The organism is Cobetia sp. LC6 (assembly GCF_030264805.1).
Taxonomy (GTDB): domain Bacteria; phylum Pseudomonadota; class Gammaproteobacteria; order Pseudomonadales; family Halomonadaceae; genus Cobetia.
In genome coordinates, this window is record NZ_JASSPL010000001.1 from 163,293 (window position 1) to 187,646 (window position 24,354).

Sequence of the window (24,354 nt, forward strand, 5' to 3'; positions counted from 1 at the left end):
CTTCAGCTTCACCTCCCCGTTCATTGCCTTTGTCACCGACTCACTTGCGTCGTGAGCGAGAGCTGTCATCGCGCCGCGAGTGGTGTGATGCCTGCGAGGCGAGAATCGCGCGCAATCAGCATGCCTGCCCGCACTGTGCTGAGCCTGTCGCCTCACTGGCCTTGAGTCAGCAGGCCTGTGCTCGCTGCCTGTCATCACCGCCCGCCTTTGCACGCTGCTTTGCACCGCTGCGTTATGAGGGGTTGCTGGCGGGGCTGTTCCAGCGCTACAAGGACCAGCATCAGCGCCGCGCCGGGCGACTGCTGCGCCAACTCATGCAGCGGGAGCTTGCGCACTTCTGCCGCGAGTGGCGCCAGGCGCATCCTCACGGCGCAGTGCTGCTGGTACCGGCAGATGCCTATCGTCGTCGCCAGCGCGGCCATGATGCGCTGGCGGAACTGTGTCGCGGGCTGAGCCCCGCCATTGCTGGCTATCCGCGGGATAGAGCGCGGGTGCGAGACAGACGCATGCCGCAAGAGGCGTCAGTCGCGGAGGCCAGGGCAGCGCCGGATCAGCGCCTGCGGGACCGGCGCGGGCGTCTGAAGGCCCAGCGTGGGCGTTATGGCATCGAGGGCCTATTGCCCGAGCACGTGCTGCTGATCGATGACGTCATGACCAGCGGCGCGACGCTCGACAGTCTTGCTCAGGCCTGTCTGCGAGCCGGTGCCCGTGAGGTCGATGCCTGCGTGCTGGCGCGGACTCCCCTGGCCCTGCGCGGTGCGCAGTGACCCGCAATCGCGACACGCAGGGTCCCTCCTGCCGAGCCTTGCGACCGAGCCGCCCGACACATGCCGACAGGGCTCAGCCGCGAAACGGGCGTTGAACTCAGCGGGCAGGCGGGGTCAGTCAGGGAGAAGACTGGCGTGCAGAGGGTCTAATCTCATAGCATGCAAGGTCCGGCAGCCGTTTGCTGGTCCACGCCCGAGGAATTGCCATGCCTATTGATCCTGTTTCCCCCGATGACACGCAATCTTCCGGCACTTCGCGCGAGTTGGATGTGCGCTCCAATGGCAACACCTGGTCGACGACATCTGCGTCAGAGGGCCATGGAGACACGCGTTTTCATCCCTTCGATGCTCTCGCGCCGGACCGTGTCGTGGCCGCTGTCGAATCGCTGGGCTTCTGGTTGCCCGGCGAGCCGTTCGCGCTGAACAGTTACGAGAATCGTGTCTACCATCTCGCCGATGATGACCGACGCCGCTGGGTGGCCAAGTTCTATCGCCCCGAGCGCTGGAGCCGTGCCCAGATTCTCGAGGAGCACGCCTTCCTGGCCGAGCTGGATGAGGCCGGTGTTCCGGGCGCCCCTGCGTGGGCGAACGAGGCCGGCGAGACGCTGCATCGATTCGAGGGCTTCGACTTCGCGCTCTTCCCGCATGTGGTGGGGCGCGCGCCAGAGCTTGAATCTGCCGAGCACCTCTATCAGCTGGGCGAGCTGATCGGCCGCGTGCATGCGGTGGGGCGCAAGAGCGCGTTTCGCGAGCGGGAGACGCTCTCGCCGCTGCGAATTCTGGAAGAAAGCTGCGCCAGCGTGCTGCCCTCCGACTGGCTGAGTGAGCGCCAGCGCGACAGCTACCAGCGTGTCATCGAGGCACTGCGCCCGTTGGTCGCGGAGCAGAGCTGGCTGGAAAGCGCCTTGATCCGCACCCATGGCGATTGCCACATCGGCAACATGCTGGGGCGTGATGACAGCTTCGCGTTGGTCGACTTCGATGACTGCCTGAGCGCCCCGGCGGTGCAGGACCTGTGGATGCTGTTGACCGGTCAGAGTGACCCGGAGCTGCACATGCAGCTGTCCGAGGTGCTGGAGGGCTACGAGCAGCATTGTGAGTTCAATCGCAGCGAGCTCAAGTGGATCGAGACTCTGCGTACCCTGCGCATGGTGCGTCACAGTGCCTGGGTGGTGCGGCGCTGGTCGGATCCCGCCTTCCCGCAGGCCTTCTCCCACGTGGCGAGCCTAGGCTACTGGGACGACCACATTCGCAGCCTGGAACAGCAGCGCGTCGCGCTGTCTGCGCCGCGTTGGCTGGCCTAGCGATCGCGGCATAGCCTGGCAGTCGTGACATGAGCTGGTAGTCGCGGCATAGCCTGGCAGTCGTGACATGACCTGAAGGCCGTCGCGAGGCTTGAGTCGCTTTGGCGAAGTGAGTGACATCGCCTCTTCATGCGCCCCCATCGGTTACCGATGGGGGCGCATGTGTTGCACGGATACGACAATCGCGTGAACAGACCTGCGTTGACGGCATGCCTGAGGTAGAATCTGGCCCTGACATTGAACACGAAGTTATACGATTTCTTGCCATCTGATCGCTTGTGTATGACTTTTGTGCTTTACCCCTGCTATGCGTGCGCTAGTGCGCGCCCCTGACCGATACCATAGGCAGACGGATGACCGAAGAGATTGCCAACCACTACCGCCAGATCATCACCGCGTTGGGTGAGGATCCAGAGCGTGAGGGCCTGCTGGATACGCCCAAGCGCGCGGCCAAGGCCATGCAGTACCTGACGCATGGCTATCAACAGTCGTTGGAGGAGATCGTCAACGGCGCTGTCTTCACCTCCGATACGGACGAGATGGTACTGGTCAAGGACATCGAGCTTTATTCGATGTGCGAGCATCACCTGCTGCCGTTCATCGGCAAGTGCCACATCGCCTATCTGCCGTCCGGCAAGGTGCTTGGTCTGTCCAAGTTCGCGCGTATCGTCGACATGTATTCGCGTCGCATGCAGATCCAGGAAAACCTCACCAGGCAGATCGCCGAGGCCGTTCAGCAGGTCACCGGTGCACGTGGTGTGGCCGTCGTGGTCGAAGCGCGCCACATGTGCATGATGATGCGTGGGGTGGAAAAGCAGAATTCCAGCATGAAGACGTCCGTGATGCTGGGCGCCTTCCGCGACAATCAGCCGACCCGTCAGGAATTCCTGACGCTGATCAGCTGACAGCAGAGTGAAGACGCCGCCTTTCGAGGCGGCGTTCTTGTCTGGGAGTCATCTCGCGCGTTTCCCTTGATCAGGAGTCCCTGCCGATGCCGATGCATGCCTTGCACGATGAACATCTCGATCACGACCTCGCCACCATTCGCATCAAGAATCTGCGTCTGAGAACCTATATCGGGATCAACGAAGACGAGATCCAGAATCGCCAGGATGTCGTGATCAACGTGGTGATCCGCTATCGCGCGGCACGCGCCGTGCAGTTCAACCACATCAGTGAAGCGCTCAATTACCGCACCATCACCAAGCAGTTGATCCGTCATGTCGAGGAAGGACGCTTCGCGCTGCTCGAGCGCATGACCCGTGAGGTGCTGGATATCGTGATGGCGCACGAACAGGTGCTGACGGCGCAGGTCGAGATCGACAAGCCGCATGCCTTGCGCTTCTCGGACTCGGTGTCCGTCACCCTGTCGGACAGTCGCGAAGCGCATGACTAGTCGGCCGGGGCAGGCGTTGAGAAGCTCAGATGTCGAGAAGATCAGGCGCAGAAGCCTGAAGAGTCGGGAGACATGATGTGATCGGGGAAATCATCCATTTCGATGATGCAGAACAGCAGGGCACCATTCGGGACGAGAAGGGCGGTGAGCACGTCTTCGATCTGGTCGGCTGGCGCGGGCGTGGCTTGCCGGGGCCGGGGCTGGCGGTGGACTTCGAGCTTCGCGACGGGCGTGCAGTGCAGGTCTTCAATGCGCGAATCAAGCAGCAGAAGGCAAGGCGAGTCGTCTCGATGCCGCCCGAGAGCGAGGTCGGCGAGGCCCCCGGGGGCAAGGCTGACGCCGCCAGGCCGGCAACGCGCAAGCGCTGGTGGCTCGCCGGGCTGGCCATCGTGGTACTAGTACTGGCAGGGTTGTGGATCTAGCGCCACGCCCGCATCTAGGCTATATCAGGTTAGTCTTGAGTAGTCTCGGTTAGCCGGGAATCACTGCCTTGACCCACAAGCACGCCTCGGGAGTCTTCATGGAACATCTCAACGATACCAGTCTGTTTCGTCCATTTGCCTATATCGACGGTGGCTGGGTAGCCGCGGATTCCGGCGAGCAGATCGAGGTCGACAATCCTGCCACCGGCGAAATCATCGGCCGCGTGCCTCGGCTGGGTTACGCCGAGACCGAACGGGCCATCGAGGCTGCGCAGCACTCCTTCGCGGACTGGAAGGAGACGCCGGCGCTGGAGCGCGCTGACATCCTGATGAAGTGGTACGCCTTGATGCTGGAGCACAAGGATGACCTGGCGCAGATCATGACCTTGGAGCAGGGCAAGCCTCTCGCTGAAGCCGCCGGTGAAATCCAGTACGCGGCCAGCTTCCTGCGCTGGTTCGCCGAGGAAGGTCAGCGCGTGTATGGCGATACCATTCCGGCCGCCAAGCGTGACCAGCGTATCCTGGTGCTCAAGCAGCCGGTCGGGGTGGTGGGGGCGATCACGCCGTGGAACTTCCCGGCCTCGATGATTACCCGCAAGGCGGGTGCCGCGCTGGCCGCAGGCTGCCCGATCGTGGTCAAGCCGGCCAGCCAGACGCCGTTCTCTGCGTTGGCGCTGGCGGTGCTGGCGGAACGCGCTGGCGTGCCGCGCGGCGTTTTCAACGTCGTGCCGGGCTCGGCCAGGGACATCGCCAAGGCGATGACCGATTCCAGCATCGTGCGCAAGGTGACTTTCACCGGCTCCACGGAAGTCGGGCGTGGCCTGATGGCAAATGCCGCCCAGCATATCCAGAAGATCTCGCTGGAGCTTGGCGGCAACGCGCCCTTCCTGGTGTTCGAAGACGCCGATCTCGATGCGGCGGTGGAAGGCGCGATGGCAGCCAAGTTCCGCAATGCCGGTCAGACCTGCGTCTGCACCAATCGCTTCCTGGTGCAGTCCAGCGTGGTCAACGCCTTCAGCGAGAAGCTGGCTGCCGCGATGAACACCGAGCTGACCGTGGGCAATGGCCTGGAAGAGGGTGTCAAGGTCGGCCCGTTGATCGATGGCGACGCCGTCGAGAAGGTCACCGAGCACGTGCAGGATGCCCTCGACAAGGGCGCCGAACTGCTGCTGGGCGGCCATCCGCATCCGCTGGGGGGCAGCTTCTTCACGCCGACCCTGATCTCGCAGGTGACGCCAGAGATGAAGGTCGCCCGTGAGGAAACCTTCGGTCCGCTGGCAGCGATCTTCCCCTTCGAGAGCGAGGAAGAGGCCATCGAGATGGCCAACGACACCGAGTTCGGTCTGGCCAGCTATTTCTACAGCACGGATCTCAAGCGTGTCTGGCGCGTCTCGGAAGGTCTGGATTACGGCATGGTCGGCATCAATACCGGGCTGATCTCCAACGCCGCGGCGCCCTTCGGTGGCACCAAGGCATCGGGGCTGGGCCGTGAAGGCTCCAAGTATGGCCTCGAGGAATACATGGAAACCAAGTATCTGTGTCTCTCGCTTGGCTGATCTATCGCCAATGGATCTGCGCTGTCGATCCCTGCATGAGCCTTGCATCTTTGAGCTTTGCATCGCTGATTGATGGCCAGCTCTCAAGGCAATGATCGGATACGCCATCGCTTGGCTGATCTATCGCCAATGGATCTGCGCTGTCGATCCCTGCATGAGCCTTGCATCTTTGAGCTTTGCATCGCTGATTGATGGCCAGCTCTCAAGGCAATGATCGGATACGCCATCAGCTGGCAAAAAGCCCGCTCGGGAAACCGGGCGGGCTTTTTCATGCCATGCATTTATCCCACCTGTCTGCGCCGAGTGCGCCTGCAACTTGCCCGTGGAATCTTCTCTGCTGATGAGAGCGACCTTTCGCTGCTGATGAAAGAGCGGCATGGGCGAGAGGAGGGCAATCTCGCGTCAAGAGGCGCATGAGCCATTGGTCGTAGAGATGGAGTGTCTCGCGCTGCGCGTGTCAGACCAAAGCGGTATATCGCGGCCTTTTCGCGCAGATCAGGGCCAAAGACAGCTGTGCTTTGTCGGCATTCTCTTACTTGTGGATATGCTTATTTACGCTACAGTCAAAGAGCGGGACCTGTGGTGATAGTCTTCAAGGATTGAAGACAGGGCGAGTGGCGTGGCGGACGCGACTCGCCCTTTTTTATGGCCGGAGCTCGGCTATCGTGCCTCAGCCCTCACTTCTCACCCCAATGGCGAAAGCCCCATCCCCGCCACCAGGCCTTCCAGTGCATGTCGCCCGGCAATCGAATTGCCATAGCCGTCCAGGCGGGGTGACCAGACGCAGATGCTCATCTGTCCCGGCAGGATGGCGATGATGCCACCGCCGACGCCACTCTTGCCCGGCAGGCCCACCCGCCAGGCGAAGTCACCCGCCGCATCGTAAAGCCCGCAGGTCAGCAACAACGCATTGAGCTGGCGTGTCTCCAGCGGCGAGACCACTTCCTTGCCATCCAGTGGGTTGATGCCGCGATTGGCAAGGAAGGCGAAGCTGCGCGCCAGTTCCACGCAGTTCATCGACACCGAGCAGCTGTGGAAGTAGGTGTCCAGCAGGTCATCCACATCGGAATGCACATTGCCGTAGGCCTGCATCAGGTAGGCGAGCGAGGCATTGCGTGCCTTGTGGTCCATTTCCGAGCGCGCGACCTTCTCATCGAAGCCGATATCGTCGCTGCCGGATAGGCGCCTGAGCTGCTCACGCAGGGTGTTCTGGATCGAGACGATGCGCGACACCAGCAGGTCGGTGATCAGCAAGGCACCGGCATTGATGAAGGGATTGCGCGGAATACCGTTCTCGACCTCCAGCTGCATGATCGAATTGAAGGCCTGGCCGGAGGGTTCACGGCCGACGCGCGTCCAGATCTCGTCGCTCTCCAGGCGCTGCATCGCCAGTACCAGCGCATGCACCTTGGAGATCGACTGGATCGAGAAGCGGGTATGCGCGCTGCCGGCGTACTGGACACGTCCATCGACATGGCAGACGGCGATGCCGAACTGGTCAGGGTCGACCTGCGCCAGTGCCGGGATATAGTCCGCGACCTTGCCCTCGTTGAAGCAGCGGCTGGCATCATCGGACAGGCGTTCGAGCAGTGTCTGGAGAGCATCGGGGTCGAGTGGCGGCGTCATGGCAACCTTGAAGCAGCGGTAGAGGGAAAAGGGCGTGAAGCTGGCCGGGCCATCGTGACAACGGCGCCATCGGGTGACAGGCCGATAATGGCGCCAGGGACCGGCAGAGCATTCTAGCGGATATGACCGCAGCTGGCGCGCCCGATGCCCCTGGCAGTTCCTGCCCTCAGGCCGGCTCAATCGCGTGATAGTTGACGCTTATCAGCCAGGTAGTGCAAAGTGATTTCTATATGCAGTTGAGAATCGTTATTATTGGTTCATCAAGGCAGCACGCAGCTGCCTGACCCCATGACATGCGACGCGCTGAGTAGACCGCCCGGAGGGCAGCCAACATGATCAAGACATTGACCTTTGCCAGCATGCACTTCTCCATCGCCTTCGGTGTCACCTACCTGCTGACCGGCGATATCGTGGTCGGCGGCCTGGTCGCCATCGTCGAGCCGGCGGTCAACACCGTCGCCTTCTTCTTCCACGAGAAGGTCTGGAACCGCGTCACCGCGCGCCGCCAGCAGGCTGCTGAGCGCGAGGCAAACTCGCGAAACTCCATGAGCGGGGCGGCGCTGGCGGGCTGAGGCCGCTTGCGCGTGGCGAGGATGCGCCGCAGAATCGAGCGACCTTTTCCCGGAGCTCCCCATGCTGAAACTTGCCCCTCGCACCGCCCGTTCCTCTCTTCCTGCCCAGCCATCTTGTCCTGCCCGCGCCCGCCAACGTCCTCTCGTCCAGGGGGCGTTGGCGTTGCTGCTGGGGCTTGCCGGCAGCCTGACTGCTCTCGAGGCCGTGTCAGCCGACGAGACGCGCGATTATCACTACAGTGACGCCCATCTGCACTTCGTGGACTTCTTCCAGCAGGGCGACGGTCTGGGGGCCTTGCTGGATGCCATGGACCAGGCGCAGGTCGATCACGCCCTGGTCACGGGCATCGGCGTCGCCAAGAAATGGCAGCAGGACGCACCCAAGAAGCCACGTTACTACATGGGCGATGATGCGCCGGTCTACTGGTATTCCGGTACCGATTACATCCTGGCCGAGGCGCTGACTCGCGCGCCCGAGCCGGTACAGGCGCGTTTCTCGCCGTTCATCACCGGCTTCAACCCCACCGACCTGAATGCCGCCGACGAGATTCGTCAGCTGTTGGCGATCTATCCCGGCTTCTGGAAGGGCATCGGGGAGGTCTTCACGCGCCATGATGATCTGACGCGTCTGACCGAAGGCGAGACGCCGCGCGCCAATCATCCGGCCTTGATGAAGGTCTATGCGCTGGCGGCAGAGAAAGGCCTGCCGGTGATGATCCATTCCAATATCACCAGCAAACGGGAAGGGCACGAGGGCCTGTACCTCGAGGAATTCGAGAGTGCGGTGCGCGATAATCCGAACACGACCTTCATCTGGGCGCACGCCGGGACCAGTGCCGAGCTCAATCGCCGTCTGGGGCGCATGACCTGGCTACACGGCGAGATCGAGCGCATGCTGGAAACCTATCCCAACCTGAATATCGACCTGTCCTGGTCAGTGCTGGAACCCTACCTGCTGGACGATGAGGGGCAGCCGCGCTCGCGCTGGGTCAAGCTGGTCGAGCGCTTCCCACAGCGCTTCGTGCTCGGCAGTGATGTGGTCGGGCGCTTCGGCTCGGTGGGCGATATCCTCGCCAGCTATACGCCCTTCCTCGATGCGCTGTCGCCACAGGCGGCGCGCAATGTTGCGCGCGACAACTTCCTGCGCTGGGTCAATCTGCCGGTCGAATGACCTCGTTCCTTGCCGTCTGCGCATGAAAAAGCCCCCGCCAGCGATTATTCGCTGACGGGGGCTTTTGCGTGAGCGCTAGTCTATACGCTCGTGCAAGTCACCGTGCTCGTGCATGCCACTGAAGTACTGACATCTGATCAGTGACGGAAGTGACGCATGCCGGTGAAGACCATGGCGATGCCGGCTTCGTTGGCCGCATCGATGACTTCCTGATCGCGCATGGAGCCACCCGGCTGGATGACGGCAGTGATGCCGGCTGCCGCGGCGGCGTCGATACCGTCGCGGAACGGGAAGAAGGCATCGGAGGCCATCACGGAGCCCGGCACTTCTAGACCTTCATCGGCGGCCTTGATGCCGGCGATCTTGGCGGAGTACACACGGCTCATCTGGCCGGCGCCCACACCGATGGTCTGGCCATCCTTGATGTAGACGATGGCGTTGGACTTGACGAACTTGGCCACTTTCCAGGCGAAGGTCAGGTCGTTGAGTTCCTGCTCGCTCGGCGCACGCTCGGTGACGACCTTGAGCTCATCACGGCCGACCATGCCCTGGTCGCGGTCCTGGACCAGCAGGCCACCGGTGACACGCTTGAAGTCATGGCCGCCGGTACGCTCGGCGGCCCAGGCATCCGCGACGTCGAGCAGGCGCACATTGGCCTTGGTGGCGACGATGGCCGCCGCCTCTTCACTGATGCCCGGGGCGATGATCACCTCGACGAACTGACGCGAGACGATCGCCTGCGCGGTCTCGGCATCCAGCGGCACGTTGAAGGCGATGATGCCACCGAAGGCGCTGGTCGGGTCGGTCTGATAGGCGCGCTCGTAGGCGGCCAGGGCAGACTCGCCGATGGCGACGCCACACGGGTTGGCGTGCTTGACGATGACACAGGCGGTCTCGTCGAAGGCCTTGACGCACTCGAAGGCGGCATCGGTATCGGCGACGTTGTTGTAGGACAACGCCTTGCCCTGCACCTGCACGGCCGTGGCGACGCTGGCCTCGGTGGCACCGTCCTCGACGTAGAAGGCCGCCTTCTGGTGCGGGTTCTCGCCGTAACGCATGTCCTGCTTCTTGCTCAGGCTGACGTTGTACTGACGCGGCAGACCTTCGCTGCCGCCTTCGACGCGCTGGCCCAGCCAGTTGGCGATGGCGCCATCGTAGGCCGCGGTGTGCTCGAAGGCGGCCACGGCGAGGTCGAAGCGCGCGCCATCGCTGACGGCGTTGTCATTGGCATCCATCTCGGCGATCACGCGGTCATAATCCGAGGCGTTGACGACGATGGTGGTGTGGGCGTGGTTCTTGGCGCAGGAGCGTACCATGGTCGGGCCGCCGATATCGATGTTCTCGATGGCGTCTTCCAGCGAGCAATCCGGGTTGGCCACGGTAGCGGCGAACGGATACAGATTGACGATGACCATGTCGATGGGATCGATGCCGTGCTCGGCCATCACCGCATCATCCTGGCCGCGACGACCGAGGATGCCGCCGTGGATCTTCGGGTGCAGGGTCTTGACCCGGCCATCCATCATTTCCGGGAAACCGGTGTGCTCGGACACTTCCGTCACGGCAAGGCCGTTGTCCTTGAGCAGGCGGAAGGTACCGCCAGTGGACAGCAGGGCGACGCCGCGGGCGTCCAGGGCACGAGCGAATTCGACGATTCCAGTCTTGTCGGAAACACTCAGGAGGGCGCGACGGATGGCTTGGGGCTTGGCTTGCATGATGCTCCACTCGTGGATCAACAAAAAGACGCCGGGGCACCTGTAAAGGTGCCCCGGCGGGGTCAGATCAGATCAAATTGCTTGAGCTTCTTGCGCAGTGTGCCTCGGTTGAGGCCCAGCATGTCGGCGGCGCGGGTCTGGTTGCCCTGTGCGTGGGCCATCACCGCCTCCAGCAGCGGCGCCTCGACCTCGGCCATCACCATGGCATGCAGGTCGGTGACCTGCTCGCCATCCAGGTGGGCGAAGTAGCGCGCCATGGAGTGCTCGACCGCCTCGCGCAGGGTCTGATGGTGCCGCACGGGCGTCATCAGGGTGGCCTGGCTTGCGTCGTCGGGTGAAAGAGGGTGCCTGCTGGTCATGCTGCGTGACTTCCTTGCGTCTCGGTGCGGGCGATGCTTTCCGGTTCGCCGAACAGGCGGGTCAGGAACTGGCGCTGTTCTTCCGGCTCCTCGAGGGGATTGAAGTGGCGCTTGAGCTCACTGCCATCCTCCCGTGTTGCCAGGTACCAGCCCACATGCTTGCGCGCGATGCGCGTTCCCATGTAGTCACCGTAGAATTCGTACAGGGCCTCGAGGTGGGCGCGCATCACGAGGGCGCGCTCCGCATCGCTCGGGCCACAGGCTACCTGGCCGGTGGCCAGATAGTGATTGATCTCGCGGAAGATCCAGGGGTTTCCCTGGGCGGCACGGCCGATCATCACGGCGTCGGCGCCCGTATAGTCAAGCACATGTCGCGCCTTCTCGCCGCTGTCGATATCGCCATTGGCGAAGACCGGAATCGACACCGCGGCCTTCACGGCGGCGATGGTGTCGTATTCGGCTTCACCGGTATATTTCTGCTGGCGAGTGCGACCATGCACGGACAACGCCTGGATGCCGGCACTCTCGGCCATGCGCGCGATGGTGATGGCGTTGCGTGTCTCTTCGCACCAGCCGGTGCGCATCTTGAGCGTGACTGGCACGTCCACGGCGCGCACCACGGCATCGAGAATCTCGCCGACGAGCTTCTCGTCGCGCATCAGGGCAGAGCCGGCGGCCTTGTTGCAGACCTTCTTGGCCGGGCAGCCCATGTTGATGTCGATGATCTCGGCGCCCATCTCGGCGTTGAGCGCCGCGGCCTCGGCCAGCATGGCGGCATCACCGCCGGCGATCTGCACGGCACGCGGTCCGGGTTCGCCGGCATGGTTCATGCGCGTGCGTGACTTGACGGTATTCCACAGCCGCTTGTCACTGGTCACCATCTCCGATACCACCAGCCCGGCGCCCAGCTCACGACATTGCTGTCGGAACGGGCGATCGGTGACACCGGCCATCGGGGCCAGAATCACGCGATTGGGAAGCTGATGTACGCCGATGCGGGGCAGGTCGGCGAGAAGCGGGGTATCGGTCATGGGTCTCGTGTCATGCGAGTGGTGTCAGGCGCGCGAGCCGCTGACGTGTCAGGAATTCGCGGGGGCGTCATGATACCTAGAGCGCCGCAGGGTTTGAAGGGCTATTTCATCCACGATGCGTCCTGGATGCGTTCTCCCTGCGCGGCTGCGGCGCTCATGGTGTGGCTCATGGCGTGTCTTATGGCGAGGTTCAGCCCATCAGCGGACGCTGACCATTGAGGCGTACCCAGCCATCGCGCTCGGTGGGTTCTTCCATGATCAGGCCAGCCTCACGATAGGCGTCGAGCACCTCTCCCGCCTGGGGCGCGAGAATGCCGGAGAGCGCCAGCAGGCCGCCCGGGGCGACACTGGCAGCGATCTGCGGAGCCAGTTCGACCAGCGGGCCGGCCAGGATGTTGGCGACCACGATCTGATAGCCTGCGTCCGGCAGGCGGTCCGGGTAGCACAGGGTCAACTGGTCACTGACCTCATTGCGCTGGGCGTTCTCACGCGAGGCCTGCAGTGCCTGCGGATCGATATCGGTACCCAGCGCATCCACCGCGCCAAGCTTGAGCGCGGCGATGGCGAGAATGCCGGAGCCGCAACCGAAGTCGAGCACGCTATGCTGGGCGAGCTTGCCATCGACGGCCAGCCCATCGAGCCATTCCAGGCACAGGGCGGTGGTCGGATGGGTGCCGGTGCCGAAGGCCAGGCCCGGGTCGAGCATCAGGTTGACGGCGTCCTGCTCCGGCGCATCGTGCCAGCTGGGCACGATCCACAGGCGCTGGCCCATCTTGAGCGGCTCGAAGCCATCCATCCATTCACGGGCCCAGTCACGGTCCTCGAGGATCTCGACCTCGATTTCCGGGCAGGGCTCGTCGGGAATCAGCGCCGCCCAGCCGGCCTTGACCCGCTCGCGCATGGCCTCGATGCCTTCGGTGCCATCCCACAGGCCGGTGAGGACTGTCTCGCTCCACAGCGGTGTGCTGCCGAGGTCCGGTTCGAACAGCGGTTGGTCTTCAGCATCCTGCAGCGTGATGGCGCAGGCGCCTTCTTCCATCAGCAGATGCTCGAGAATCTCGGCGTGGTCGGGGGCGATACGCGCCTTGAGTTGCAGCCAGGACATGATGACTCCTGTCGATGGGCGATAAGAAAGGGGAGGAGGGCACAGACGACAGAAGGGCAGCCGAGGCCACCCTTCTGTCGTGCGTCCATCGGCAACACGCGTTACCGATCTCAAGCGGAGCGTCTTACAGGCCCAGCTTCTTCTCCAGATAATGGATGTTGACGCCACCTTCCTGGAAGCCGGCATCACGCACCAGATCCTTCTGCAGGTCAGTGTTGGTCTTGATACCTTCCACCAGCAGCTCATCGAGAGCATTGCGCATGCGCGTCAGTGCGATCTCGCGGCTCTCGCCCCAGGTGATCAGCTTGCCGATCAGGGAGTCGTAATGCGGCGGAACGGTGTAGCCGGAATACAGGTGCGAGTCCATGCGCACGCCCAGACCGCCCGGTGCGTGATAGAGCTCGACCTTGCCCGGAGACGGCATGAAGGTGCGCGAATCCTCGGCATTGATACGGCACTCGAAGGCGTGACCGCGCAGCTCGATATCTTCCTGCTTCACGGACAGCGGCAGGCCGGAGGCGATGCGCAGCTGCTCCTTGACGATATCGATGCCAGTGACCATCTCGGTCACCGGGTGCTCGACCTGAACACGAGTGTTCATCTCGATGAAGTAGAAGCCGCCGTTCTCGTACAGGAACTCGAAGGTGCCGGCGCCACGGTAGCCGATCTCGATGCAGGCATCGGTGCACGCCTTGAGTACCTTGGCACGCGCTTCTTCGTCCAGCTGCGGCGCCGGTGCTTCTTCCAGCACCTTCTGGTGACGACGCTGCAGGGAACAGTCGCGGTCATACAGATGGATGGCGTTGCCCTGGCCATCGGCCAGTACCTGGACTTCGACGTGACGCGGGTTCTGGAGGAATTTCTCCATGTACACCGTGCCGTCGCCGAAGGCCGCGGCTGCTTCACCCTGAGTGATGCTCACCGAGGACAGCAGGCTGGCCTTGGAGTGCACCACGCGCATGCCGCGACCACCGCCGCCAGCGGCAGCCTTGATGATCACCGGATAGCCGATCCGCTCGGCGATGGCGTACATCTCGTCTTCGTCTTCCGGCACGGGGCCGTCGGAACCCGGCACGGTCGGAACGCCGGCCAGCTTCATCGCCTCGATGGCCGCGACCTTGTCACCCATCATGCGGATGGTGTCAGCGCGCGGACCGATGAAGGCGAAGCCGGAACGTTCGACCTGTTCGGCGAAGTTGGCATTTTCCGACAGGAAGCCGTAGCCCGGGTGGATGGCGTCGGCATCTGTCACCTCGGCAGCTGCGATCAGTGCCGGGATGTGAAGATAGGATTTGGCAGAGGAGGCCGGGCCGATACACACAGCTTCATCCGCCAGGCGGACGTGCATCAGGTCGCGGTCGGCCTTGGAGTGCACCGCTACCGTCTTGATGCCCAGTTCCTTGCAGGCGCGAAGGATGCGAAGGGCGATCTCGCCGCGGTTGGCAATCAGTACCTTGTCGAGCATGGTGACGTGTCCGTTGGGATCAGGAAATGACGATCATGGGCTGGTCGAATTCAACCGGCTCGCCGTCTTCGATCAGAATGGCTTCGACGACGCCATCCTTGTCGGCTTCGATCTGGTTCATCATCTTCATGGCCTCGACGATGCAGACGGTATCACCTTTCTTGACGCTCTGGCCGACTTCGATGAAGGCCTTGGAGCCTGGCGCCGGAGAACGGTAGAAGGAGCCGACCATCGGAGAGTTGATGGTGTGACCCTGCGTTGCAGCCGGTGCTGCCGGAGCGGCCGGTGCTTCAGCGGCGCCAGCGGCTGCCGGAGCGGACTGCTGCATCGGCTGCTGCTGCATCATCATCGGGGCCTGCATCATCGGCTGCTGGGCGAAGCCCTGCGGATGGCGGCTGATGCGAACGGACTCTTCGCCTTCCTGGATCTCGATTTCGCTGATGTTGGACTCTTCGAGCAGCTCGATCAGCTTCTTGACCTTGCGGATATCCATGAAATTAATCCCGATGTAAATGTGGCTGGAAATGGGGGTGTGCAGCCGTGATAGCGGCGGCTACGGGCGACAGCCCCGACGGCTGTCCCGACCATGGCGATGGCCGGTGAATCCTGGTATCAGGCGGTGATGGCGCCTGATGGCGGTGCGTGAACACCGCTCTGGGCGAGCCCCTACTGCGCGAGATCGTCCAGGGCGGCGTCAAGCGCCATGTCATAGCTTCGAGCGCCAAAGCCCATGATCACGCCGCGCGCCACATCGGAAAGATACGAATGGTGGCGGAACGGCTCGCGGGCATGGGTGTTGGAAAGGTGCAACTCGATGAACGGAAGTGCGACGCCGAGTAGCGCATCGCGCAGCGCAACGCTGGTATGGGTAAAGGCCGCCGGATTGATCAGGATGATGGCGGTGCCATCTTCACGGGCAAGGTGGATACGCTCGATCAGCACATGCTCGGCGTTGGACTGCAGCCAGTCCAGCTGATGGCCGGCCGCGCTGGCGCGCTGGACCAGACGCTGGTGGATATCCTCCAGCGTGGTGGTGCCATACACCTCGGGTTCACGGGTCCCCAGCAGATTGAGATTGGGGCCGTTGAGTACCAGGATGCGCGCCATGAAAGTCCCTTGTGTCAGCCGTGCTCGAGCACCAGGCTCATTGAGCTGTTAACCCATGAAGAAAATGCAAAGATACCGTCACTATCCACGACGTTTACCTATTGAGCGTAGGCTGTTGCCGTAGTGACGCGGATTCTGCCGAAATTCTCGAACGCTGTCCAGTTTGGCACTGAACCGAAGATTTTGCCGCATTCTTCGCCCTCACATGCATCTCGGCAGCAGCTGCGCTGCGACGGGCGTGTGGCAAACACGCTTTTCAGTTGGCGCGCCGTGACGGGCCGCGCAGCTGATCCAGTACTGATGTCAGGTGCTGGCCGAGCTGGCTGGCATCGACTTCCCCCTGGATACGCGCCTCCTTGAGTTCGCGTTCATCGGCGAAGAACAGCAGGCTGGGGGGGCCGAACAGGCCGAATTGCTTGAGCAGCGCCTGGGTCGCGGCCCCGGGACTGGTGACGTCGGCGCGAATCAGGTGGAACTGGCGCAACTGGCTGGCGACCCTGGGGAAGACCTCGCGCTCCATCACCTTGCACGAGATGCACCAGTCGGCGTAGTAGTCGACGAAGACCGGCTGGCCGCGGCTGGCGGCCAGTGCCAGTTCTCGCTCGAGCTCGCTCATGTCGCTGACGGTGATGAAGTCCAGTGATGTCTCGGCGGCCTGCCCGGGTGATGTGCCGCCAGTGAAGGGGGCCAGCGGGCGCAGCGGGTCGCTTGCGCCGCCTGCCACACCCAGCAGGCTGACCATGCCCCAGCCCAGCGCGACCAGCCCCAAGGCCTGACGGGCACGCGCCCAGCCTCGGCTCTGTGCGCTGAGCGCCCCCAGCGCCACGCCCGTGCCGATGGCCAGAATGGCCCATCCCAGTACTGCCAGCGAGGCCGGCAGCAAGCGCTCTACCAGCCATAGCGCCACCCCCAGCAGCAGGATACCGAAGGCCTGCTTGATGCCCTCCATCCAGCCGCCGGCCCTGGGCAGCAGGCTGGCGCCGAAGGTGCCGACCAGAATCATCGGCACGCCCATGCCCAGCCCCAAAGCGAAGAGTGCCAGCCCGCCGGTCATGGCATCGCCACTGGCGGAAAGATAGACCAGCGCACCGGCCAGAGGTGCCGAGACGCAGGGCGATACCACGAGTACCGATAACGCGCCCGCAAGCGCTAGTCCGCCGGGGCCGGCGTTCATCAGGCGCCCTTGCAGTGTGTCGAGTCGTGAGTGCATGCCGCTTGGCAGTCGCAGAGTGAAGGCGCCGAACATGGCCAGCGCGAACAGCACGAACAAGGCAGCGAAGGGAATCAGTACGGCCGGCGCCTGTAGATGCGCCTGCAGGTTGAGCCCTGCGCCGAACAGGCCCATCAAGGTGCCGGCCGCGGCGTAGGTCAGGGCCATGCCGAGGGCATAGCTCGTGGACAGCAGCAAGGCGCGCGGACGGCTGGGGCGCTGGCCGACGATGATCGAGCTCAGGATCGGAATCATCGGCAGCACGCAGGGTGTGAAGGTCAGGCCGAGTCCGGCGAGGAAGAACAGCCCCAGAGCCGTCAGCAGACTGGCATCCGCGAACAGTGTGCTGAAGCCGGCATCGGTGCCGCTGATCGGGGCTTTAGTGGTGCGGCTTGCTGTCGACGCCGTAGTCTCGCTCGACTGGCCGGCGGTCGGCATCAACTGCGCGAAGGGGGCAGGGGCACTCTGCTCACCGGCCTGTAGAGTGACGGTCTCCGGCGGATAGCAGAGCCCGGCATCGGCGCAGCCCTGGAAGGTGATGGAGAGTGGGACCGGGCCGCTGGCCGGTGTGTCGTCACGCACTGCCTTGCTCGAGGAGGCGCTGGTCAGCGGAATGCGAATGACCAGCGCATCATGGAAGACATGCACCTCGCCCATGTAGGGGTCGTTCTTCAGCTCGCCCGGCGGCAGGTCGGCGTCGCCCAGCACGACCTGGTTGCTGGTGGTCGAGAAGCTGAATTGGTGACGATAGAGGTAATAGCCTTCCGCGCTGGTGAAGCCGACATACAGCGTGTCGCCCTCGCGCCAGCTGCGCGGCTGGAAGGCTTCACTGACCGGCAGGAAATCGCCCTGATTTCCGCCGCCGAACAGGCTGGACGCCGCACTGCTGGAGCCGCTGCCGGCGTTTGAACTTGAGTCCGGGCCGAACAGACCGGCATTGGCGGGCAGTGCCGTCATGGCCTGCGCGACAACCAGAGCGATTGCCAGCAGGGTTGCCAGCAACGCAGGGCCCAACAGGCGTGAGAACGAGGAGGGGCGTGCGCGGCCCGTTGGCAGCGCCATGCTGACTTTCAAGAACGAACGAAGCACGAAAGCATCCTTATACAGTGCCGAAAAAACATCCTGCAGGCCTCAAGGCACCGCAGTGTCGCGCCGCCATCATCCTGCTCGGGGGTGAGCGCCGGATCGTGAGCAAGCCCATCATCGCCGCGCACGACTTGCACGCGGATGAATGTGCCACCATGTAGCAGACATCCCCGTTCGTGTGAGGGCATGTGAAAGCGCACCGGGATCGAGTAATGAAGCCGCCTGTGCGGGCGGCAGTCCGATCCTCGCCCCGTAACGCGGCTCGGTCCACGACCAGGCCCGTGGCCCGGCCCGCAATCCGGAGCGCATCGCACCTTGCCACAGAACCGGCACTTCACCGAGTGCGACTGGCACGTGCAGGGGCGCATGATAGGATAGGACGTACGTCATGAGTACCGGCGCTGGATGCATCGGCGCGGCTCACATCCGTTCAGGCAGGTCTGACTCGTCTCTCACACGGCTTTTTCTACAAGGCTTCATACAAGGAAGAACGCATGGCCCTATTCGGTAAAGGCAGCAAGCGCGGCGCCAATCGCGATGTGCTGGAAACGCCTCAGTATGGCTGGATCTGGAAACCACTGATCGGGCTGTTCGTCATTTACCTGCTGGTCTGCGTTGGCCTTGGGATCTACTGGAGCAGTGAACCGGACGAGTTCAACATCGATCAGGCCACGCGCACCGAACTGGCTCGCGTGCATGGCTTGGCCGCACCGGTGGCCAAGGTCGAGGGCGAAGAGCCGGCACCGGCTTTCGAGACCCTGCCGACAGGCACCGCGACCGTCGCCACCCTGATGACACTCAACGGCACCCTGCTGCACAAGCCGGGCGGTTATCTCAAGAATGATGTGGCGCCGCCGGGCCTGATGCTCGACAACATGCCCAACTGGGAATATGGCGTGCTGGTGCAGGTGCGTGACATGACGCGTGAGCTGCGCAAGGAATTCAGCCGCTCGCAGTCCCAGTCCAGCGATGACAAGGCGCTGGGCAAGGCCGAATCCCTGCTGTTCATCGATGCCAATGCCTGGATGCTGCCGGAAGCCGAGCACGAATATGCTGACGCCAACCGTGAGCTGGGCGACTACCTCAAGCGTCTGAGCGATGACACCCAGAACAACGGCCAGTTCTACGCGCGTGCCGACAACCTGGTGGCCTGGCTGTCGGATGTCGAGAATCGCCTCGGTTCCCTGTCCCAGCGCCTGTCGGCCAGTGTCGGCAAGTCGCAGCTCAACCTGAGCCTGGCCGGCGACAAGAGCGCCACCTCGGCCAAGAGTACCCAGGCGGAAGAAGAGATCAAGACGCCGTGGCTCGAGATCGACGATGTCTTCTATCAGGCACGCGGCACCTCCTGGGCGCTGATCCATCTGCTCAAGGCAGTGCGCCATGACTTCCAGGGCGTGCTGGAAGACAAGAACGCGCTGACCTCCATCGACCAGATCATCCGTGAGCTGGAAGCGACCCAGACCGACATCGGCAGTCCGATCATCCTCAATGGCTCCGGCTTCGGCTTCTTCGCCAACCATTCGCTGGTGATGGCCAACTACGTCGCGCGTGCCAACTCCGCGATCAGTGACCTGCGCAGCCTGCTCGAGAAGGGCTGATCCCGTGACGTCCGATGCCGGCTGACGGTTCTCCTCACCGGTGCCGGGCGTGAGCCGGAAACGAAAAAAGCCCCCGTCAATGACGGGGGCTTTTTCGCATCGTGATGCCTGAATCGCGCATCACTTCGAAAGGACTCAGTCCTTCTGGTAGGCAGCGGCTGCCTTCTCGATCGCGGCACGGGCGGCATCAGCACCGTCCCAGGAATCGATCTTGACCCACTTGCCTTTCTCGAGATCCTTGTAGTTCTCGAAGAAGTGCGCGATCTGCTGACGCAGCAGTTCCGGCAGATCAGTGACTTCCTGGACGTCGTCGTACAGGGAGGTCAGCTTCTGGTGCGGGACGCAGACCAGCTTGGCGTCTTCACCGGCTTCGTCGCTCATGTTGAGCACGCCGACCGGACGCGCACGAATGACGCTGCCCGGTGCGACCGGATACGGGGTCACGACCAGCGCGTCGAGGGCATCGCCATCGTCGGCCAGGGTATTCGGGATGTAGCCGTAGTTGGCCGGGTAGAACATCGGGGTGGCCATGAAACGATCCACCATGAGCGCATCGATGTCCTTGTCGATCTCGTACTTGATCGGCGCGTGATTGGCCGGAATCTCGATCGCTACGTAGACGTCGTTCGGCAATTCCTTGCCAGCGGGGATCTTGTCGAAACTCATTGTCGAGTCCTTGGGTTTGCGGGTTGAAGGCCTGCGGGTCAAAATTCCGCTGAATTATACGAACTGGCAGACCGTTTTGCCATTATGCCACGCTCGATCGCCTTGCGTTGCATCAACGAGTGGTGGCACTGCAGGCTGACTCGGGTAACACTTGGGGCCGCCCAGCGCGGCGCAACGGCGATTGCACGTATCAGCGTCGGGCTGACGCTGCGTCACCACCGCATGCATGAAACGTAACGGCAGGATCGAGACGCAAGGAGACCGCCTTGGCGGATGCAGAGCTTTCACTCAGTTACGGTCAGGCCTTCGTGGCTCCCGACCGCAAGCGTCATCGCAGCTCGATGTCGCTGGAGATACCGCTGGAGCGCGGCCCGCTGGCGGCCAAGGGTGGCTGCGCGCTGATCGCCGACACCACCAGCAAGAACGCGATTGCCAAGCAGGCCGGCGACCTTGCCGTGCGTGGCTTTCTGGCCGACTACTTCGCCACGCCTGACAACTGGAGCGTCAAGTATTCCGCGACCCGCGTGCTGCGGGCATTGAACAGCTGGTGTTACAGCCAGAGTCGCTTCGTGCGGGGCGGCAGTTACGTGACCTCGATTTCCGCAGTCGTCTTCCGGGGCCAGTCGGCGCATCTGTTCCATGCCGGTGACACGGTGGTCTTCCGGCTGCGTGGCGGCGAATTCGAGCAGATCTCGCGTGATCATGTCACCGATCTCGGCGGCTATCGTTATCCGTCGCGGGCGCTGGGCATGGATGTCAGCCTCGACATCGACTATATCGAGCTGCCGCTCAAGCAGGGTGATATCTTCCTGTTCACCACCCAGGCGGTGCGCGGCACTCTGCTGCCTTCCGATTTCGTGTCACTGATCCGCGATGACGTCTCGGATCTCGACGCCGCCAGTGAGCGCCTGGCCCATGCCGCGGCGGACCGCGCCGATGAGCGTGGCTACACGGCTGACCAGTTCTGCTTCCAGCTGGTGCGCATTGACCGCCTGGCGACTGCCTCTGACGATACGCCGGGGCGTGTCTATGGCGACCTTCCGGTGCCGCGTGAGCTGGAGCCGGGCGACCGCATCGATGGTCTGGAAGTGCTGGAAGTCATGTCGCGCAGCGCGCGGGTACGCGTCTACAAGGTGCGTGACCTCAAGAGCCGGCGCGTGATGGTGATGAAGGCGCCCAGCCCGGAACTGTCGCTCAAGAACGCCTATCTCGAGCACTTCCTGCTCCAGCAGTGGGTGGTGGACCGCGTCAGCTCGCCCTTCGTGGTCAAGGTGGTGGAGCCGTCACGCCCGCGTGATCACCTCTACTACCTGCTCGAGCACCTTGAGGCGCAGACATTGACCGAATGGGCACGCATGCATCCACAGGCCAATCTCGAGCAGCGTCTCGACATCGCGCGTCAGCTTGGCAAGGCCGTGCATGCCCTCAATCGTCGTGAGGTGCTGCACCAGCTGATTCACCCCGACAACGTGATGATCGACCGGCATGGTAAGGTGGTGCTGGTCGATTTCGGCGCCTGCCATCTGCGTGAGGGGGATGGCCATGAGAGCGCCGGTCCGCTGGCGCGCCAGGTCGGCCTGACCGAGCACAGCGCGCCGGAATATGCCCTTGGCGCCGATGTCAGTCGGCGCAGCGATCAATACGGCCTGGCTTCGGTGATCTACTGGTTGCTGACCGGCATGCAGCCCTACGCCCAGTCGATGGAGCAGCTGCGCACCCATACCGACCTCGAACTGCTGGAATATCAGCCAGCCCGCATGCGCAATCCCCAGGTGCCACAGATACTGGACGATGCCCTCAGGCGCGCCCTGGATCCGCAACGCACCCTGCGCTATCGCCGTCTGTCTGAGCTGCTCTACGCGCTGCGGCTGCCGCAGCAGGACCCCGGCAAGGCGCTGACGCCCTCGGAGGCGATACGTGAACCGGCCAATTTCTGGCAGGGCGTCGCCGGCATCCTGTTGTTGCTGCTGGTGCTGTCCTGGTTGCTCAAGTGAGCGCGGAGTCCGATGGGGGGCAAGGCCATGGCGGGAGGAATAGGTGCATGGGCCAGACCGCGATCGTGATAGGGGCGACCGGCGTGGTCGGGCACGAGGTGGTGACTGAACTCATCGCGTGCGAGGCCATCGCCAGAGTCGTCACGCTGACGCGCCGGCCGGCGCCTTGCGACTCTGACAAGGTCGAGAACCATGTGGTCGACTTCGCGCGACTGGAAGACTGGGCCCACTGTTTCCAGGCGGATCTGCTGTTCTCGTGCCTGGGCACCACGCTCAAGCAGGCGGGGTCGCTCGAGGCGCAGCGGCGTGTCGACATCGATCATCAACTGAGTGCCGCTCGGCTGGCGGCCGCCCAGGGAGTGGCGCACTACCTGCTGGTCTCCTCCAGCGGCGCCAATCACGCGAGCCGCAATGGCTATCTCAGGATGAAGGGCGAGCTGGAAGTGGCCATCAAGGCGCTGCCCTTTGCGCGTATCAGTGTCTTCCAGCCGTCATTGCTGGTGGGGGAGCGCAGCGAGTTCCGTCTGGGCGAGACGCTGGCGCGCCATCTGTTGCCGGCGCTTACCCGCTTGCCGGGCTTGCAGCGCTACCGGCCGATCCGTGGCGCTCAGGTAGCGGCGCGTATGGTCGAGGTCAGCCAGCGTCAGCAGCAGGCGCATGCGGTGTACCGGCTGGAGGAGGTGTTCCCCCGTTCCCCCGCATGACAACTGACAGTCATCAAAAAGCCCCGCACAGTCGCCTGTGCGGGGCTTTTTTACACTCGCTTCACTGTCAGCGACGGATCGCTCAGACGCGTCAACGCCAGGCGATCAGACCGTGAACGGTGTCAGCTTCTTCTCGACCTTGGCCAGCGTGAGCCTGGCGACCGCCGGCAGGCCATTGATGAACGGCGGGAAGTCCTCGCCCTGGATCAGCGGCGACAGATATTCGCGGCAGGCGTCGGTGATGTAGAAGCCATCTTCGCTGATGAACTCCAGCGGCATGAACTTCTCATGGTTGGCGATCTTCTCCAGCGGCGCCTCGATGATATCCCAGGCGTAGTCAGCGCCATCGCCGAGGCGACGGATCGCCGGCATCACGGCGTTCTTGCCGGCCAGGGCCATCTCGACGGCGGCACGACCCGTGGCGTAGGCCTGCTCGACGTCGGTCTTCGAGGCGATGTGACGCGCTGCGCGCTGCAGGTAATCGGCCACCGCCCAGTGGTACTTGTAGCCCAGGTCCTGCTTGACCATGCCGGCCAGTGTCGGCGCGACGCCGCCCAGCTGGCGGTGGCCGAAGGCGTCGGTGTTGCCGGCATCGGCCAGGAAGGTGCCATCTTCGTAACGCGCACCTTCGGAGACCACCACCACGCAATAGCCGTGTTCCTTGACGCAGGCATCGACGCGCGCCATGAATTCCTTGCGGTGGAAGGCGACTTCCGGGAAGACGACGATGTGCGGCGGCTGGGTGGCATCTTCACCGGCCAGGGCGCCGGCAGCGGCGATCCAGCCGGCGTGACGGCCCATGACTTCCAGAATGAACACCTTGGTGGAGGTGGCGCACATGGAGGCGATGTCGAGGCCGGCCTCGCGGGTGGAGGTGGCGATGTACTTGGCCACGCTGCCGAAGCCCGGCGAGTTGTCGGTGATCGGCAGGTCGTTGTCCACGGTCTTCGGCACGTGGATGGCCTGGATCGGATAGCCCATGGTCTCGGCCAGCTGGGAGACCTTCAGGCAGGTATCGGCGCTGTCGCCGCCACCGTTGTAGAAGAAGTAACGGATGTCGTGGGCCTTGAACACCTCGATCAGACGCTCGTACTGGGTACGGTGGTCCTCGATGCTCTTGAGCTTGTAGCGGCAGGAGCCGAAGGCACCGCCCGGCGTGTGGCGCAGCGCGGCGATGTTCTCGTCGCTTTCCTGGCTGACGTCGATCAGGTCTTCGGTCAGGGCACCGATGATGCCGTTGTGACCGGCATACAGCTTGCCGATCTGGTCGCCGTTTTCACGAGCGGCTTCAATGACGCCACAGGCACTGGCGTTGATGACGGCGGTAACGCCACCGGACTGGGCGTAGAAGGCATTGTGCTGGGGCATGGGCTTCTCGTCTCTGCTTCCTTGTCATGGTCTTGAACGGGCTGGCGCTTACCCGCCGCATCATATCCGAAAGACATGACCCCTGCACGACGCCCGAATGCCACCGGGGGTGTCGTCCATCCCTGACAGGTC

22 protein-coding genes are annotated in these 24,354 nt (G+C 63.3%); 11 read left to right on the plus strand and 11 right to left on the minus strand.

The window, feature by feature from the left end; translation table 11 throughout:
• Window positions 1–44 precede the first annotated feature (44 nt).
• From QQF40_RS00735 to QQF40_RS00760, 6 genes are all read left to right on the plus strand, one after another.
• Window positions 45–767, plus strand: coding sequence for a ComF family protein (locus QQF40_RS00735; protein WP_285460141.1), 723 nt, complete (start codon window positions 45–47; stop codon window positions 765–767).
• A 206-nt stretch (window positions 768–973) separates the two neighbouring features.
• On the plus strand, window positions 974–2,071 hold the full coding sequence (locus tag QQF40_RS00740) for a serine/threonine protein kinase (RefSeq protein ID WP_285460142.1): 1,098 nt from the start codon (window positions 974–976) through the stop codon (window positions 2,069–2,071).
• Window positions 2,072–2,424: 353 nt separating this feature from the next.
• A complete protein-coding gene (gene folE, locus QQF40_RS00745) occupies window positions 2,425–2,976 on the plus strand; it encodes a GTP cyclohydrolase I FolE (RefSeq protein WP_175088264.1) in 552 nt (183 codons plus the stop codon).
• An 86-nt stretch (window positions 2,977–3,062) separates the two neighbouring features.
• On the plus strand, window positions 3,063–3,467 hold the full coding sequence (gene folX / locus QQF40_RS00750) for a dihydroneopterin triphosphate 2'-epimerase (protein ID WP_175088383.1): 405 nt from the start codon (window positions 3,063–3,065) through the stop codon (window positions 3,465–3,467).
• Between the two features lie 77 nt (window positions 3,468–3,544).
• Entirely contained in the window at window positions 3,545–3,889 is a 345-nt protein-coding gene (locus QQF40_RS00755) for a hypothetical protein (protein WP_285460143.1), read from the plus strand.
• Window positions 3,890–3,987: 98 nt separating this feature from the next.
• Complete coding sequence (locus tag QQF40_RS00760) at window positions 3,988–5,445, plus strand: NAD-dependent succinate-semialdehyde dehydrogenase (RefSeq protein ID WP_175088262.1); 1,458 nt, start codon at window positions 3,988–3,990, stop codon at window positions 5,443–5,445.
• A 684-nt stretch (window positions 5,446–6,129) separates the two neighbouring features.
• Here the strand turns inward: QQF40_RS00760 and glsB are convergent.
• Entirely contained in the window at window positions 6,130–7,071 is a 942-nt protein-coding gene (gene glsB / locus QQF40_RS00765) for a glutaminase B (RefSeq protein WP_175088261.1), read from the minus strand.
• 332 nt (window positions 7,072–7,403) lie between these two features.
• Here glsB and QQF40_RS00770 point away from each other — a divergent pair, with 332 nt between their 5' ends.
• Together QQF40_RS00770 and QQF40_RS00775 are read left to right on the plus strand one after the other, a co-directional pair.
• Entirely contained in the window at window positions 7,404–7,643 is a 240-nt protein-coding gene (locus QQF40_RS00770) for a DUF2061 domain-containing protein (protein ID WP_175088260.1), read from the plus strand.
• Window positions 7,644–7,704: 61 nt separating this feature from the next.
• Window positions 7,705–8,814 carry an amidohydrolase family protein gene (locus QQF40_RS00775; protein WP_285460144.1) on the plus strand — a complete coding sequence of 370 codons (1,110 nt, stop codon included), beginning with the start codon at window positions 7,705–7,707 and terminating at the stop codon, window positions 8,812–8,814.
• Window positions 8,815–8,951: 137 nt separating this feature from the next.
• Here the strand turns inward: QQF40_RS00775 and purH are convergent, their stop codons facing one another.
• From purH to dsbD, 8 genes are all read right to left on the minus strand, one after another.
• Window positions 8,952–10,529, minus strand: a complete 1,578-nt coding sequence (gene purH, locus QQF40_RS00780; protein WP_175088258.1) for a bifunctional phosphoribosylaminoimidazolecarboxamide formyltransferase/IMP cyclohydrolase — start codon at window positions 10,527–10,529, stop codon at window positions 8,952–8,954.
• Window positions 10,530–10,591: 62 nt separating this feature from the next.
• A complete protein-coding gene (gene fis / locus QQF40_RS00785) occupies window positions 10,592–10,888 on the minus strand; it encodes a DNA-binding transcriptional regulator Fis (RefSeq protein ID WP_043331993.1) in 297 nt (98 codons plus the stop codon).
• Window positions 10,885–11,919, minus strand: coding sequence for a tRNA dihydrouridine synthase DusB (dusB, locus tag QQF40_RS00790; RefSeq protein WP_175088257.1), 1,035 nt, complete (start codon window positions 11,917–11,919; stop codon window positions 10,885–10,887). Before dusB ends, fis begins: the two co-directional genes overlap by 4 nt.
• Before the next feature lie 190 nt (window positions 11,920–12,109).
• On the minus strand, window positions 12,110–13,024 hold the full coding sequence (gene prmA / locus QQF40_RS00795) for a 50S ribosomal protein L11 methyltransferase (RefSeq protein WP_175088256.1): 915 nt from the start codon (window positions 13,022–13,024) through the stop codon (window positions 12,110–12,112).
• A 124-nt stretch (window positions 13,025–13,148) separates the two neighbouring features.
• Window positions 13,149–14,489 carry an acetyl-CoA carboxylase biotin carboxylase subunit gene (accC, locus tag QQF40_RS00800; protein WP_175088255.1) on the minus strand — a complete coding sequence of 447 codons (1,341 nt, stop codon included), beginning with the start codon at window positions 14,487–14,489 and terminating at the stop codon, window positions 13,149–13,151.
• A gap of 19 nt (window positions 14,490–14,508) precedes the next feature.
• Window positions 14,509–14,982 (minus strand): acetyl-CoA carboxylase biotin carboxyl carrier protein, encoded by a 474-nt coding sequence (accB, locus tag QQF40_RS00805; RefSeq protein ID WP_285460145.1) that lies wholly within the window; start codon window positions 14,980–14,982, stop codon window positions 14,509–14,511.
• Between the two features lie 173 nt (window positions 14,983–15,155).
• Entirely contained in the window at window positions 15,156–15,596 is a 441-nt protein-coding gene (aroQ, locus tag QQF40_RS00810; protein ID WP_043331983.1) for a type II 3-dehydroquinate dehydratase, read from the minus strand.
• Between the two features lie 256 nt (window positions 15,597–15,852).
• Window positions 15,853–17,868 carry a protein-disulfide reductase DsbD gene (gene dsbD, locus QQF40_RS00815; protein WP_285460146.1) on the minus strand — a complete coding sequence of 672 codons (2,016 nt, stop codon included), beginning with the start codon at window positions 17,866–17,868 and terminating at the stop codon, window positions 15,853–15,855.
• Between the two features lie 518 nt (window positions 17,869–18,386).
• On the opposite strand from dsbD, the gene QQF40_RS00820 reads away from it, so the two are divergent.
• Window positions 18,387–19,490, plus strand: coding sequence for a DUF2333 family protein (locus QQF40_RS00820; protein WP_285460147.1), 1,104 nt, complete (start codon window positions 18,387–18,389; stop codon window positions 19,488–19,490).
• 135 nt (window positions 19,491–19,625) lie between these two features.
• On the opposite strand, the gene ppa is transcribed toward QQF40_RS00820, so the two are convergent.
• Window positions 19,626–20,156: an inorganic diphosphatase gene (gene ppa, locus QQF40_RS00825; RefSeq protein ID WP_043331979.1), complete on the minus strand. Its 531-nt coding sequence runs from the start codon at window positions 20,154–20,156 to the stop codon at window positions 19,626–19,628.
• 266 nt (window positions 20,157–20,422) lie between these two features.
• On the opposite strand from ppa, the gene QQF40_RS00830 reads away from it, so the two are divergent.
• Together QQF40_RS00830 and QQF40_RS00835 are read left to right on the plus strand one after the other, a co-directional pair.
• The gene (locus QQF40_RS00830; RefSeq protein ID WP_175088252.1) at window positions 20,423–22,150 is read left to right on the plus strand and encodes a bifunctional protein-serine/threonine kinase/phosphatase; all 1,728 of its coding nucleotides are present in this window, start codon (window positions 20,423–20,425) and stop codon (window positions 22,148–22,150) included.
• Window positions 22,151–22,197: 47 nt separating this feature from the next.
• Window positions 22,198–22,854: an NAD(P)H-binding protein gene (locus QQF40_RS00835; protein WP_285460148.1), complete on the plus strand. Its 657-nt coding sequence runs from the start codon at window positions 22,198–22,200 to the stop codon at window positions 22,852–22,854.
• A 105-nt stretch (window positions 22,855–22,959) separates the two neighbouring features.
• On the opposite strand, the gene QQF40_RS00840 is transcribed toward QQF40_RS00835, so the two are convergent.
• Window positions 22,960–24,222, minus strand: coding sequence for a 6-phosphofructokinase (locus tag QQF40_RS00840; protein ID WP_175088250.1), 1,263 nt, complete (start codon window positions 24,220–24,222; stop codon window positions 22,960–22,962).
• Window positions 24,223–24,354 lie beyond the last annotated feature (132 nt).

Bases quoted from the DNA above. Each gene is read 5' to 3' on its own strand.
- QQF40_RS00740 (WP_285460142.1), top strand. From the start codon at position 974: ATGCCTATTGATCCTGTTTCCCCCGATGACACGCAATCTTCCGGCACT.
- folE (WP_175088264.1), top strand. From the start codon at position 2,425: ATGACCGAAGAGATTGCCAACCACTACCGCCAGATCATCACCGCGTTG.
- folX (WP_175088383.1), top strand. From the start codon at position 3,063: ATGCCGATGCATGCCTTGCACGATGAACATCTCGATCACGACCTCGCC.
- QQF40_RS00760 (WP_175088262.1), top strand. From the start codon at position 3,988: ATGGAACATCTCAACGATACCAGTCTGTTTCGTCCATTTGCCTATATC.
- glsB (WP_175088261.1), bottom strand. From the start codon at position 7,071: ATGACGCCGCCACTCGACCCCGATGCTCTCCAGACACTGCTCGAACGC.
- QQF40_RS00770 (WP_175088260.1), top strand. From the start codon at position 7,404: ATGATCAAGACATTGACCTTTGCCAGCATGCACTTCTCCATCGCCTTC.
- QQF40_RS00775 (WP_285460144.1), top strand. From the start codon at position 7,705: ATGCTGAAACTTGCCCCTCGCACCGCCCGTTCCTCTCTTCCTGCCCAG.
- purH (WP_175088258.1), bottom strand. From the start codon at position 10,529: ATGCAAGCCAAGCCCCAAGCCATCCGTCGCGCCCTCCTGAGTGTTTCC.
- fis (WP_043331993.1), bottom strand. From the start codon at position 10,888: ATGACCAGCAGGCACCCTCTTTCACCCGACGACGCAAGCCAGGCCACC.
- dusB (WP_175088257.1), bottom strand. From the start codon at position 11,919: ATGACCGATACCCCGCTTCTCGCCGACCTGCCCCGCATCGGCGTACAT.
- prmA (WP_175088256.1), bottom strand. From the start codon at position 13,024: ATGTCCTGGCTGCAACTCAAGGCGCGTATCGCCCCCGACCACGCCGAG.
- accC (WP_175088255.1), bottom strand. From the start codon at position 14,489: ATGCTCGACAAGGTACTGATTGCCAACCGCGGCGAGATCGCCCTTCGC.
- accB (WP_285460145.1), bottom strand. From the start codon at position 14,982: ATGGATATCCGCAAGGTCAAGAAGCTGATCGAGCTGCTCGAAGAGTCC.
- aroQ (WP_043331983.1), bottom strand. From the start codon at position 15,596: ATGGCGCGCATCCTGGTACTCAACGGCCCCAATCTCAATCTGCTGGGG.
- dsbD (WP_285460146.1), bottom strand. From the start codon at position 17,868: ATGGCGCTGCCAACGGGCCGCGCACGCCCCTCCTCGTTCTCACGCCTG.
- QQF40_RS00820 (WP_285460147.1), top strand. From the start codon at position 18,387: ATGGCCCTATTCGGTAAAGGCAGCAAGCGCGGCGCCAATCGCGATGTG.
- ppa (WP_043331979.1), bottom strand. From the start codon at position 20,156: ATGAGTTTCGACAAGATCCCCGCTGGCAAGGAATTGCCGAACGACGTC.
- QQF40_RS00835 (WP_285460148.1), top strand. From the start codon at position 22,198: ATGGGCCAGACCGCGATCGTGATAGGGGCGACCGGCGTGGTCGGGCAC.
- QQF40_RS00840 (WP_175088250.1), bottom strand. From the start codon at position 24,222: ATGCCCCAGCACAATGCCTTCTACGCCCAGTCCGGTGGCGTTACCGCC.